The sequence below is a fragment of the Acinetobacter sp. BIGb0102 genome (assembly GCF_003815055.1).
Classification (GTDB): domain Bacteria; phylum Pseudomonadota; class Gammaproteobacteria; order Pseudomonadales; family Moraxellaceae; genus Acinetobacter; species Acinetobacter vivianii.
Genome location: NZ_RKQE01000011.1, coordinates 86675 through 98821 on the forward strand (window position 1 = coordinate 86675; position 12147 = coordinate 98821).

At 40.2% G+C, this 12147-nt stretch carries 13 protein-coding genes; 8 read left to right on the plus strand and 5 right to left on the minus strand.

Annotation, left to right across the window (positions count from 1 at the left end; genetic code table 11):
* Positions 1–5: 5 nt before the first annotated feature.
* From estB to rubA, 3 genes are all read right to left on the minus strand, one after another.
* On the minus strand, positions 6–950 hold the full coding sequence (gene estB, locus EC846_RS06600) for an esterase EstB (protein WP_005258769.1): 945 nt from the start codon (positions 948–950) through the stop codon (positions 6–8).
* Positions 951–1033: 83 nt separating this feature from the next.
* On the minus strand, positions 1034–2215 hold the full coding sequence (gene rubB, locus EC846_RS06605; protein WP_047429021.1) for a rubredoxin reductase RubB: 1182 nt from the start codon (positions 2213–2215) through the stop codon (positions 1034–1036).
* An 82-nt stretch (positions 2216–2297) separates the two neighbouring features.
* Positions 2298–2462 carry a rubredoxin RubA gene (rubA, locus tag EC846_RS06610; protein WP_004678010.1) on the minus strand — a complete coding sequence of 55 codons (165 nt, stop codon included), beginning with the start codon at positions 2460–2462 and terminating at the stop codon, positions 2298–2300.
* A gap of 348 nt (positions 2463–2810) precedes the next feature.
* On the opposite strand from rubA, the gene EC846_RS06615 reads away from it, so the two are divergent.
* Positions 2811–3248 carry an SRPBCC family protein gene (locus EC846_RS06615; RefSeq protein ID WP_123774620.1) on the plus strand — a complete coding sequence of 146 codons (438 nt, stop codon included), beginning with the start codon at positions 2811–2813 and terminating at the stop codon, positions 3246–3248.
* 158 nt (positions 3249–3406) lie between these two features.
* Positions 3407–4933, plus strand: coding sequence for a lysine--tRNA ligase (lysS, locus tag EC846_RS06620; protein WP_123774621.1), 1527 nt, complete (start codon positions 3407–3409; stop codon positions 4931–4933).
* Between the two features lie 57 nt (positions 4934–4990).
* On the opposite strand, the gene EC846_RS06625 is transcribed toward lysS, so the two are convergent.
* Positions 4991–5485 (minus strand): DUF2059 domain-containing protein, encoded by a 495-nt coding sequence (locus EC846_RS06625; protein WP_005258760.1) that lies wholly within the window; start codon positions 5483–5485, stop codon positions 4991–4993.
* Positions 5486–5653: 168 nt separating this feature from the next.
* On the opposite strand from EC846_RS06625, the gene EC846_RS06630 reads away from it, so the two are divergent.
* From EC846_RS06630 to EC846_RS06645, 4 genes are all read left to right on the plus strand, one after another.
* The gene (locus tag EC846_RS06630) at positions 5654–7105 is read left to right on the plus strand and encodes a capsule assembly Wzi family protein (RefSeq protein ID WP_005258759.1); all 1452 of its coding nucleotides are present in this window, start codon (positions 5654–5656) and stop codon (positions 7103–7105) included.
* A 323-nt stretch (positions 7106–7428) separates the two neighbouring features.
* Positions 7429–8337, plus strand: a complete 909-nt coding sequence (gene cysD / locus EC846_RS06635) for a sulfate adenylyltransferase subunit CysD (RefSeq protein WP_004652700.1) — start codon at positions 7429–7431, stop codon at positions 8335–8337.
* 84 nt (positions 8338–8421) lie between these two features.
* Entirely contained in the window at positions 8422–10035 is a 1614-nt protein-coding gene (cysN, locus tag EC846_RS06640) for a sulfate adenylyltransferase subunit CysN (protein WP_123774622.1), read from the plus strand.
* Between the two features lie 146 nt (positions 10036–10181).
* A complete protein-coding gene (locus EC846_RS06645) occupies positions 10182–10463 on the plus strand; it encodes a hypothetical protein (protein WP_047429000.1) in 282 nt (93 codons plus the stop codon).
* A gap of 47 nt (positions 10464–10510) precedes the next feature.
* Here EC846_RS06645 and EC846_RS06650 read toward each other — a convergent pair whose 3' ends face one another.
* Complete coding sequence (locus EC846_RS06650) at positions 10511–11059, minus strand: DUF2239 family protein (RefSeq protein ID WP_005258754.1); 549 nt, start codon at positions 11057–11059, stop codon at positions 10511–10513.
* A 222-nt stretch (positions 11060–11281) separates the two neighbouring features.
* On the opposite strand from EC846_RS06650, the gene EC846_RS06655 reads away from it, so the two are divergent.
* A complete protein-coding gene (locus EC846_RS06655; RefSeq protein ID WP_123774623.1) occupies positions 11282–11797 on the plus strand; it encodes a hypothetical protein in 516 nt (171 codons plus the stop codon).
* Between the two features lie 55 nt (positions 11798–11852).
* Positions 11853–12116 (plus strand): ribosomal protein L7/L12, encoded by a 264-nt coding sequence (locus EC846_RS06660; protein ID WP_123774624.1) that lies wholly within the window; start codon positions 11853–11855, stop codon positions 12114–12116.
* The last annotated feature ends 31 nt before the right edge of the window (positions 12117–12147 follow it).

Consider the following 12147-nt stretch of genomic DNA (forward strand, 5'->3'; position numbering starts at 1 on the left):
GAGTCCTAGTGTGATGATCTAAAGTGGTGAGCAAACAAACCACTAAGTTGTGGAATGAAATGTGCAGGAATATCATGCCCCATTCCTTGGATTAATTCAAACTTAGCACCAGAAATTGCTTTTGCAACAGCTTTCCCGTGACTTGGTGGTAACAGTCGGTCTTTTGATCCGTGTACAACCAGTGTCGGCTGAGTCATCGTTTTGTTCAATGGTAACAGAGAACCCGTACATAATATTGCTAAAAACTGTTGAAGTACACCCGCTGGATAAAAACTACGACGATATAATTTGCGAATGGTTTGAATTGATTCAACCGGATTGACATAACCTGGCGAACCAATAATACGGAAAACATTCAGGCTGTGATTGATAATGGTTTCTTCATCATGTGCAGCTGGCTTACCGAGTAGGCTAAAAAGTTGTTTCGGATAAGGTGGTGGTAGAAGCGGTTGATTATTGCTGGTAAATAATAAGCCGACCTTTTCTACTTTTTCTGGATATTTTGCTGCAACAATTTGTGAAATCATGCCGCCCATAGAGGCACCCAGAATATAGGTTTTCTCTAGGCCAAGCTGATCAATCAGCATCGCAACATCATCTGCCATATCATAAAGTGTGTAGGGTGCACCTTCATTACCCAGACCAAACATAAAGCGGCTCATCAATTTCATGGTATTGAGCCGTTTGCCTTTATTGCGGATTTTAGAAGAGAGACCGATGTCACGGTTATCAAAACGGATGACTCGAAAGCCTTGATCAATCAGCGCCTTACAGAAAAAATCAGGCCAGAATAACATTTGTGCACCTAAACCCATGATCAGTAAAATCGTTGGGTGTTCAGGATTACCGCCCATTTCAACATGCAATTCAATGCCATTGCCCAAAGTCACTTTGGTTTCTTGCATAAAGGAAGCGTATGGCGACACATTAAACTGGAGGGCACTGTTCATGATATTCGTTCCGAATTGAATTCTTTTTATCGCTTAAGGGCGTGCTGGACATTCTTTTCTCAGCAAACCCTCGTATTTAAAACCTAAACCTGTGCTGGAATCAAGTCCGGAACCAGTTTGGTTAAGGTTAAACGTTGTTTACCCGCAGTTGCACCTAATAGGACAAATCCTCTTAAGGTACCTTCGCCATCTGCGGCTTTCGCAAGCATCCCATCTTCAAATTCTTCAGTTTCCCAGTTCACCTCAACATCCAGTGGTGCTGGTAATACGGTTAATGGTGCGGCAGGGGTTTTCACTGCGACTGGCATGGCAGGGTAGTGAACAGCAGTACTTTGACCACTCAGGGTTTTTGCTAAGGCACGGGCTTGTTGCATGATCGGCATGACGAATGGAAGCAAAGTACCATTCACTTCAGCACAGTCACCCACGGCATAAATATCAGCCTGATTGGTTTCTAATAAAGTATTGGTAATGATGCCACGACTAGTTTGGATGTCTGCTGCCTTAGCTAAAGCAATATTTGGCTGTAAACCAATTGCAGAAAGGACAATATCTGCAACTAAGGTTTGACCATTGGCTAAAGTGACTGCATAGTCTTCGCCATCATTAATTTTCGTGACTTTTTCAACGGTCGTTGACAGGGCAAATTTAATACCTGCCTGTTCTAAATTGGTTCTAAATGCATCTGCCACATGGTTTGGCAATAAACGACCTAAAGGCTGTGGTGCAAGATCAATGACCGTTACTTCATAATCACTGTGCAGTAAATCATTGGCAAATTCACAGCCAATGAGGCCTGCACCAAGAATCACAACACGTTTGTCTTTACGTTTCGACAGATTTTCACGGAAAGTACGATAGTCAATCAGTGAGTTCACCACGTGAATGTCTTCGCTACCGTCACCCGCAATTGCTAAACGGATTGGATTTGCACCGACTGCAAGAACCAATTTTGAATAAGGCTGGGTAATACTTTCGCCATTTTTTTCTAAAATAATTTCATGTTTTTCGGCATGGATTTCTTTTACCCAGGTTTCTGCTTCGATGCGCATATTCAATTGGGTCGCCATTTTTGCAGCATCGCCTAACGCAATTTGTTCGGGTGCTTTTTTACCTGCAAAGGCATTTGATAATGTTGGTTTTGCATAATTTACCGCATCGTCCGCACAGATCATGACCAGCTCTTGTTCTGGGCTTAATTTGCGAAATTCTCGTGCAACGGTATATCCAGCCATACCTGATCCGATGATGACGATAGGGTGCATTATATTCTCCAGTATTTTCTTATTTAAAAATGAACACTCAGAAAAAAAGACCATGATTCTCATAGTCTTTTTTCTTTAATCTTTAGATTTCAACCATTTCAAAATCAGCTTTTGAAACGCCGCAATCTGGGCAAGTCCAGTCATCAGGAATATCTTCCCATTTGGTTCCTGCTGCAATGCCGTCTTGTGGCCAACCTTCTGCTTCGTCGTAAATCCAACCACAAACGATACATTGATATTTTTTCATGTGACTCTCCAAACTGATCGGTATGCTCAAGTTGCCTTTCAGTAAAACTATTCCGTAATGTCGCTATGATCGCTGCAAGAGGAACTAACTTATGTTAATCGGGAATTAGATTTTTACGCAGAACGACATTTAAGTAAAGTAAATGCAAGAGTTTAATCATTTATTCAAAAAGCGATATGGCAATTCTATCTGAAAGTCTTGTTATTTGAGCAATTGCTCTAAATTTTTATCAAAAGTTCAGGACTTATGTAATGAAAAAAGCCAATCGTATAAAAATAGTATGTATAAAAAACAAACATTCAAAATCAAGTTATGATGAAGAAAACAACGATAGAAGGAGAATAACGCATGGAAACCTTATCTTATAATATTAAAATTTATGCGACCCCTGAAAAAGTCTGGCAGGTGCTTTGGTCACCTGAAAGTTATCCAGAATGGACTAAGTTCTTTGCCTGTGACTCCACCATGAAAACAGACTGGAAAATAGGGGGGAGAACCTATTTTGGTGATGGTAAAGGCAATGGCATGGTCTCTACCATTGAAAGTCTGGATGAACCGAAAGAGGTTGTGTTCAAACATCTGGGAATGATCAAGAATGGTCAGGAAGATCTGGACAGTGATGAAATCAAAGATTGGGTAGGCGCCTTGGAAAAATATATGTTGTTCGATTTTAATGGCGAAACGCAACTGCATGTTGAAGTGGATATTCAGCCAGAGCATGTAGAATTTATGAATAAAGGCTTTGATCAGGGACTCGCCATGGTGAAACATCTGGCTGAAAAATAAGCCCTGAGAATGTTGATTTAACAAGGCCAACTGTTGCGTAATCTCGATTCAAAATTGATAAATATTCATTTTTTTGAATTGTCTGATTGAAATAATACGAAAATGGGTTGTGATCTGCTATTCTATGTCACTTCATTTTTTACTTAATCGAGGCAGAGATGACGCAACAAAACGCTCAATCGACTTCTGAACAAACACTTTCCGAAAACGATTTAATCGCACAGCGTCATGCCAAGTTAAAGCAAATCCAAGAGACTGCAAAACAAACGGGTAAGAGCCCGTGGCCAAACACGTTTAAACGTGAAAACTATACAGCTGATTTGCAAGAACAATTTAAAGATCAAGATAAAGCACAAATCGAAGGTGCTGAAAAAGTTTATGTCAAGGTTGCTGGTCGTGTGATGCTTAACCGTGGATCATTTATCGTGATTCAGGACATGACAGGTCGTATCCAGCTTTATGTCGATCGTAAAGGTTTACCAGCAGACATTTTAGAAACGATCAAGAGTCTGGATCTTGGCGATATTATTGCTGCTGAAGGCTATATCGGCCGTTCTGGTAAAGGTGACTTATATGTACACCTTGAAGGTTTTGAGTTACTGACGAAATCACTACGTCCACTGCCAGACAAATTCCATGGTTTAACTGATACTGAAGCGAAATATCGTAAACGTTATCTCGACCTGATTGTAAACGAAGAAACGCGTAAGACCTTTGAGATTCGTGCCAAAGTGGTAGCGGGTATCCGTGCATTCTTAACCAATGAACGTTTCATGGAAGTTGAAACGCCAATGATGCATGTGATTCCAGGTGGCGCATCTGCGAAACCGTTCGTCACGCATCATAATGCATTGGATATGGAGCTTTATCTCCGTATCGCACCAGAACTTTATTTGAAACGTTTGGTTGTTGGTGGTTTCGAGCGTGTGTTTGAAATTAACCGTAACTTCCGTAACGAAGGTGTTTCAACACGTCATAACCCAGAATTCACCATGATCGAATTCTATCAAGCTTATGCTGACTATAAAGACTTGATGGTATTGACTGAGAATATGCTTGAAAAGCTGGCAATTGATATTTTAGGTACTACTGATGTGCCGTATGGTGACGAAGTTTATAGCTTCAAAGGCCCATTCAAGAAAATCTCAATGTTTGATGCGATTCTTGAACATAACCCAGATTTCACTCCTGAAAATGTCAATGATCGTGAGTTCTTGGCGAAATTCACTCAAGAAGTGTTAAAAGAGCAAGTTAAACCTGGTTTTGGTTTAGGTAAGTTGCAAACCATCGTGTTTGAAGAAACGGTAGAAACCAAGTTACGCCAGCCAACATTCATTACTGAATATCCAGCTGAAACTTCACCGCTTGCGCGCCGTAATGACGACAATCCGCATATTACGGATCGTTTCGAATTCTTTATCGGTGGTCGTGAGTTAGCCAATGGCTTCTCTGAGTTAAATGACCCGATTGATCAGGCTGAGCGCTTCCAAGCACAGGTTGCTGAAAAAGATGCAGGTGATGATGAAGCAATGCATTACGATGCTGACTTTATTGAAGCATTAGAATATGGTTTACCGCCTACAGCAGGTCAGGGTATTGGTATTGACCGTTTGGTGATGTTATTTGCTAACGCACCAAGTATTCGTGATGTACTCTTATTTCCGCATATGCGCCGTAAAGATTAATACGCTTTACCTTAAAAAAAGCCACGTTTAGCGTGGCTTTTTTTATGCTTGAATGAGTTATTCAGCTTGCATTTCTTTTGCTAACTTTTCTGCGGCCTGCATAATTTTAGGTGTAACGCTATCCATTCGTTTATAGCCCACTTGCATGCTTTTTTGCATCACGATTGGCATTTTATCAATCATGGATTGCCCTACAGGCGTTTTATAGAATTGGATCATGCCATCAATTTCCTCTTGGGTAAATTCTTCGGCATAGATTTTAATCATTTCTGGTTCTAATTTTGCCCATGTCAATTCCTCTTGCATAATTTTGCCAAGTTCCTGAGAGTAATTTACCATGGCAAGTTCTTGTTTTGTTGTTAATTTTTTGCCTTGAGTGATCTTATCCATATTTGAATGCATCATGCTATTCATCTGCTGACTCATTTGACCAAGAAATTGTTCAGACTTGGTTATCTTTAATAACTCTTTTACAGATTGGTTTGACGCTGGCTGAGCAAACGCAGGAATTGAGATTGCTACCGCAATAATAAATGTCGCAATAATTTTCATTATTTGATTTCAGTCGTGTTATAGGTGAAATAAATGTTACTGACAGGCATCAATTATTGTCAATTTTATCCTGCATGTTAAAAAATGTAATTGTTTCGTTTGACGATTGAAATGTGCTCATAAACCAACGATCATGTGTCCATAAATAAATTTGAGAACAGTCTGGACATGTTTTTAAAAAAATCGCTTTGTATCGCATTATTTGCTGCTCTTTCTTCTCCAGTATTTGCTCAGGGTCTTGTACTCAACGATGAAAATTTAAGAACGGATTTAAACTGGTTAAACCAGCAAGGTGTCATTCAAATCAGTACATCGACTTGGCCAATGAGCGGTGATGAAATTCAACGTGCATTGTCACAAGCAAAAGTGAGCAATAATACGCAGCAGAAAGTCATTAACTCTGTATTGAATGCATTACAGGCAGATAATGAAACAGTCAAAGTCGGTTTGCATGCAGGGACTGATCTTAAAACTGTTCCTCAGGCTTTTGGTGATAACCAGAAATCTCAATATCAGGCAGCTGTTGAGTTTAATGCAGGTGGTGAGAATTGGGATGCCAAACTGCGTGTCAATGGAGAGAAAGATCCATTGATTGATAATGGAAACGACGTCAATGTCGAAGGTTCGTATATCGCAGGTAAACTTTGGAACCAATGGATTGTCGCTGGTCAAATTCCGACTTATTGGGGGCCGGGACATGATGGTAGCTTGATTCGTGGTGATGCCAGCCGTCCAGTATATGGCGTGACAATGCAACGTGCAGTTCAAGATGCATTTGAAACCAAATGGTTGTCTTGGATTGGGCCGTGGCAATATCAGGCTTTTGCTGGTCAGTTAGATGACTATAAAGCTGTTCCAGACACAAAATTAATTGGTTTGCGCTTAACTGCACGACCATTTCCAGCCTTAGAACTCGGTGCTTCACGTGCGATTCAGTGGGGTGGAGAAGGACGGCCTGAAAGCTTTAGCTCATTGTGGGATGCTTGGACAGGCACTAAAGACAATGGTGGTACAGGTAAAGAAGATCCATCTAACCAGATTGCGGGCTTTGATGGTCGCTTATTCTTACAACCATTATTTAATGTGCCAGTCAGTTTATATACACAATTTGTAGGTGAAGATGAAGCGGGTGGTCTACCTGCAAAATATATGTACCTCGGTGGTGCTGATTTCTCATCAAGCTATAAAAATATGCCGTACCAACTCTATGCTGAATGGGCGGACACACGTACCAACGGCGAAGCAAAAGGCATTTCATATAGCCATACCACATATAAAGATGGTTACTACCAGCATGGGTTCCCATTAGGTCATGCAATGGGTGGCGATGGTCAAATGTATTCGGTTGGTGGTGATATTCGTTTTGATGTGATGAACCGCCTGAGTGGACGTTTGCTCTATGCAGATGTCAGTCAAACACGCCGTGTCGAATTGAATAATGATGCATTTCCTAAAGCAGATAAGATTAAAGGTTTAGATGTAACCTGGACACATTATCTAAAACCAACAATTCCATTGAAAGTGAATGGTTGGGTAAGTGATTCTGACCTACATGGCAGTGATGGTGGTGTTTCTGTAGGTGTTGAAATTCCATTAGAAACAAAAATGTTCCGCTTTTAAACAAAGTTGAGCCGACAAAAAAGAAGTCCAGATGGGCTTCTTTTTTTAATTTATTCATGTGAAAGTGGTTGTATTGATATTTCATAAACTTATTTTCATATCATAATTTTGCATATTGATATGAAAAAACAAGCTAAAGAATCGAATCTAAATTATTATAATGAATATCCTTTACTCGATCGTGAAAGTAGCGCGAGTAAGAATCTCGATATTATGAAAAATTGGAGTTGTTATGGCACTCGTTCCTCCACACAGTCTTCAAAGTGGTGGTTTGATACCACTTATAGATTTTATGGATAGCATGGATAAGGGGGAAATTGTACATGACTGAAAATAGATTAACGCACCTCAAGCAACTTGAGGCAGAAAGTATTCATATTATTCGTGAAGTTGCAGCCGAATTTGAAAATCCTGTGATGCTTTACTCAATTGGTAAAGACTCAGCAGTGATGTTACATCTTGCACTCAAAGCGTTCTATCCAGCAAAACTTCCATTCCCGCTGCTGCATGTAGATACAGGCTGGAAGTTTAAAGACATGATCGCTTTCCGTGACAATATGGCAAAAACACACGGCTTTGATTTGATCGTTCATCAAAATGTTGAAGGTCGTGATGCAGGGATCAATCCATTTGATCACGGTAGTTCAAAATATACCGACATCATGAAAACCCAAGGTTTAAAGCAAGCCTTGGATAAGTATCAGTTTGATGCTGCATTTGGTGGCGCTCGTCGTGATGAAGAAAAATCACGTGCCAAAGAACGTGTGTATTCGTTCCGTGATAATAAGCATCGTTGGGATCCTAAGAACCAGCGTCCAGAACTTTGGAATCTTTACAACGGTAAAGTGAACAAGGGTGAGAGTATTCGTGTATTCCCATTATCGAACTGGACTGAGTTGGATATCTGGCAATATATTTATCTGGAAAATATCCAGATTGTTCCTCTTTATTTCTCTGCAGTTCGTCCTGTGGTTGAACGCAGTGGCACGTTGATCATGGTGGATGATGAACGTATGCGCTTAAAAGAGGGTGAAGTTCCACAAATGAAATCGGTACGTTTCCGTACACTTGGCTGTTATCCGTTAACAGGGGCAGTTGAGTCTGAAGCAGATACCTTGCCTGAAATTATTCAGGAAATGCTTTTAGCAACCAGTTCTGAGCGTCAGGGTCGTATGATTGACCACGATGAAGCGGGCTCGATGGAAAAGAAAAAGCAAGAAGGTTATTTCTAGTTTCCTTAAGCAAGTCCCTCTTTTTAAAAGAGGGATTTAGGGAGATTAAAAGCGATTTCTAAAGAATATGTGGAGTTTTGAGCAATGTCTCATCAATCAGATCTTATTAGCCAAGATATCTTGGGTTATTTAAAACAACATGAACAAAAAGACTTATTGCGCTTTTTGACTTGCGGTAACGTCGATGATGGTAAAAGTACTTTAATTGGTCGTTTACTTTACGATTCAAAATTGATTTATGAAGATCAATTGCAAGCTGTAACACGCGATAGTAAGAAAGTGGGAACAACAGGTGATGCACCTGACCTTGCTTTGCTGGTTGATGGTTTACAGGCTGAACGTGAGCAGGGTATTACTATTGACGTGGCTTATCGCTATTTTTCTACTGAAAAGCGTAAGTTCATCATTGCAGATACACCTGGACATGAACAATACACGCGTAACATGGCAACAGGTGCATCCACTGCCGACCTTGCCATTATCCTGATTGATGCGCGTTATGGTGTGCAAACCCAAACTCGCCGTCATTCATTTATTGCTAGCTTACTCGGTATTAAAAATATCGTTGTTGCGATCAATAAAATGGACTTGGTTGAATTCTCTGAAGCACGTTTCAACGAAATTCAGGTTGAATATGATGCATTCGTAAGCCAACTCGGCGATCGTCGTCCTGAGAATATTTTATTCGTGCCAATCTCGGCATTGAATGGCGATAACGTTGTTAATCCATCTGCAAGTACGCCATGGTACAAGGGTCAAACCTTGATGAGCATTCTTGAGTCTGTGGAAATTAAGCGCGAATCAAATAAACATGAATTCCGTTTCCCAGTTCAGTATGTAAACCGTCCAAACCTTGATTTCCGTGGTTTTGCTGGAACGATTGCATTAGGTGCAATCAATGTAGGTGATGAGATTGTTGCATTGCCATCAGGCAAGAAATCAACGGTGAAAGAGATTGTCACTTTTGATGGCAATCTTGAGCAGGCCGTTGCAGGTCAGGCCGTGACTTTAACTTTAAATGATGAAATTGATATTTCTCGTGGTAACGTTTTAGTCCGTGCGGGCGAGCAGCCTTTGATTTCACGTAGTGTACGTGCTTCAGTGGTCTGGATGAATGAACATCCATTGGTGAAAGGTAAGCTTTACAACGTCAAAATTGGTACGCAAACTGTTCCGGCTAAAGTCACTGCAATTAACTTCCGTGTCAATGTAAATACATTAGAGCATACGCAAGTTGAAGAGCTTGAACTGAATGCAATTGCGGATGTAGTGGTTGAGTTTGATGCACCAGTGGTCTTTGATCAATATCAAGACAGCCGTTATACAGGTTCATTTATCTTTATTGACCGTTTAAGCAACGTGACTGTTGGTGCAGGTATGGTTGAAGCGGCAGTTGAATGGACTGCACATAGCAATCCTGTGACTGCGGAAGATCGTGCTGCCCGTTTAGGTCAAAAGCCTGCGGTAATTGGTGTTTCTGCGCAGTTGATTGAGAAAGCTCAAGCTTTAGAGAGTTTATTGATCCAACAGGGTGTGGTTGCGATTGCAAAAGCTAATTTAACGGCTGAGCAAATTGCATTGTTACGTGAAACAGGTGTGGTGGTTATTACAACGACTGTGGACGGTACAGATACAGATATTACTGCTGAAACAGTTGAAGAAGCCGCTGAGAAAGTAGTGGAATTGGTTCGTCTTTAATAGACTGAATTGATTTGAAAAAAACCCGCGTAAGCGGGTTTTTTTATGCTTATGGCTTTAACCGTCTAATAATAAATCATTTAAAATATATATGATATTTCACATAAAATATTTCTCTATACAATGCCTGCCTTAGAGAGGTATTTATGAAAAAAATATTATTTTTAATGGGTTTATGTCTGGCTTTTAATGTTGAGGCCAAACAGGTAGGGAATAGCACAGCGGCAATTAAACGAAAAATTATTCAAGAATCTATCGAGAGCTATCCAGGTAATTGCCCATGCCCCTATAACACTGCACGTAATGGCAGTCGCTGTGGAAAACGTAGTGCCTATAACCGTGCAGGCGGATACACACCTTATTGTTATCCAGAGGATGTGAGTGATCGAAAGGTAAAAGAGTATAAAGAAAAGAAAAACTTGGCCTGAAAAAAGCCCCTGCAATAGGGGCTTCTTAATAAATCAAAGCTGCCTTTTTAAAAGGCATGCATGGATAATCTACAAATATATTGTTGGGGATCTAAAGGATAGTTTTTAATTAGTTTTAAGAAAACAGCCTGATCACCCTGATACAAAGCACGAGTTGCTTCTTCGTAATTGGGCATGTTGCCTAACATCGCCGACATAAAGCGATCAGTGGCTTGCTTGGCAAGCATGATATTGCTTTCAGATGCTGGGTCATTCAATTCCTTATCTATCAGCTTTCGAATCACGGCTGATGCACTGGCACTCTGTTGGTCTAACCAGTCCCAATGTTTTTTCTGTAAAGTAATTTCACGAGAGATAACGCCGAGCTTCGGTCGCCCAACTTTCTTTGCTGGCTCAGGCTCGCTATAACGTTGTTGGATTTCTTGTTCAGAGCCAGAAAGATCAAGATCAATTTGTCGGCCAGTTTGATCATTGAAAATCAAAATATTCTCGGCAGTTTCAGAAAGATGTTTGAGCTTTAATGCAATGTCAGGAAGTTGCGCTTGAGCAATCAGCGTGTGACCTGAAAAAGCAGTATAGGTATTTTGAGTATTCATTTTATTTAAATAGTTTTATACGGGTAAAATAATATTATCAGGGTAAAAGTAAATTAGCAAACTAATTCATCAATCTTCTAAAAGCAACCTGAGCTCGTTGAGGTAAATTTTGGAAACCGATATAAAAAATTATGCAGATAGAATGCCAATTTTCATTTTTATTCTGCTTTGATAACGCTTTTATGAGACAATGTTTCTTTATTTATGTGTATAAGGTCTCCCATGATTGAGCAATCTCCTGAATCTTTAAGCGATATCGAAGTTTTAGACATTTTACAGTCTATGAAAAAAGATAAGCTGGATACGGAAGCAAATGAGATTATCCGTAATGGGGGGAAAGCTGGTCGTCAAGAAGCACATAAACAAGCTTTGGTTGCACTGAATACAAGTTTTGAAGACAAGTTCGTTGAAGCTGTGACATTGGCATTGGGCTTGAATTCTGGTCAGGCTAAAAAAATCCGTTATAAAAAAGACCGTATTCGCATTTTAAAAGCGCGTGGAATTGATTATTTAGCCATTGATGGTGCAGAAACTGCACAGGTGCTTGCTCAGGTTGCACAGGCCATTGATCGTGAAGATGCGATGGTGACCCATGACTTGCACAATATTTTTCCATTTTGGAAAGAAGGCTGGCCAATGGTTCAATTCGACAATGCGTATAAGATTTTAGCAGAAGATATTACCATCCATTATCAAGCGACTTTGGATACATTGTTGGCACAACTCGGCGGAAACTAAGCGGGGATAGTAGCCCGTTCTGCTCATCGTCAAACATAACAAGGATTGTTAGTTTATGAGTTCATTTCCTCGTATTCCACCTGAAGCATTAAATGTGTTACGTGAAGGGCAATTGATTGATGCCATCAAGATTACACGTGAGCAAACAGGATTGGGTTTGAAGGAATCAAAAGATTTAATCGATCAGTATTTGCAAGAACATCCACATGAACAGGCCCATGTGCAGGAGCAGTTGGCGCAGAAAAGTCGTGGTGGAATAAAGGTTATTGTCTTTATTATTGTGATATTGGCTGTTCTGATCTGGTTTGTAATGAAGTAAATAAAGCCCGTAAATCGGGCTTTTATTTTTC

Bases quoted from the DNA above. Each gene is read 5' to 3' on its own strand.
- EC846_RS06645 (WP_047429000.1), top strand. From the start codon at position 10,182: ATGAAAAAAATATTATTTTTAATGGGTTTATGTCTGGCTTTTAATGTT.
- lysS (WP_123774621.1), top strand. From the start codon at position 3,407: ATGACGCAACAAAACGCTCAATCGACTTCTGAACAAACACTTTCCGAA.
- rubB (WP_047429021.1), bottom strand. From the start codon at position 2,215: ATGCACCCTATCGTCATCATCGGATCAGGTATGGCTGGATATACCGTT.
- estB (WP_005258769.1), bottom strand. From the start codon at position 950: ATGAACAGTGCCCTCCAGTTTAATGTGTCGCCATACGCTTCCTTTATG.
- cysD (WP_004652700.1), top strand. From the start codon at position 7,429: ATGACTGAAAATAGATTAACGCACCTCAAGCAACTTGAGGCAGAAAGT.
- cysN (WP_123774622.1), top strand. From the start codon at position 8,422: ATGTCTCATCAATCAGATCTTATTAGCCAAGATATCTTGGGTTATTTA.
- EC846_RS06630 (WP_005258759.1), top strand. From the start codon at position 5,654: ATGTTTTTAAAAAAATCGCTTTGTATCGCATTATTTGCTGCTCTTTCT.
- EC846_RS06615 (WP_123774620.1), top strand. From the start codon at position 2,811: ATGGAAACCTTATCTTATAATATTAAAATTTATGCGACCCCTGAAAAA.
- EC846_RS06625 (WP_005258760.1), bottom strand. From the start codon at position 5,485: ATGAAAATTATTGCGACATTTATTATTGCGGTAGCAATCTCAATTCCT.
- EC846_RS06655 (WP_123774623.1), top strand. From the start codon at position 11,282: ATGATTGAGCAATCTCCTGAATCTTTAAGCGATATCGAAGTTTTAGAC.
- rubA (WP_004678010.1), bottom strand. From the start codon at position 2,462: ATGAAAAAATATCAATGTATCGTTTGTGGTTGGATTTACGACGAAGCA.
- EC846_RS06660 (WP_123774624.1), top strand. From the start codon at position 11,853: ATGAGTTCATTTCCTCGTATTCCACCTGAAGCATTAAATGTGTTACGT.
- EC846_RS06650 (WP_005258754.1), bottom strand. From the start codon at position 11,059: ATGAATACTCAAAATACCTATACTGCTTTTTCAGGTCACACGCTGATT.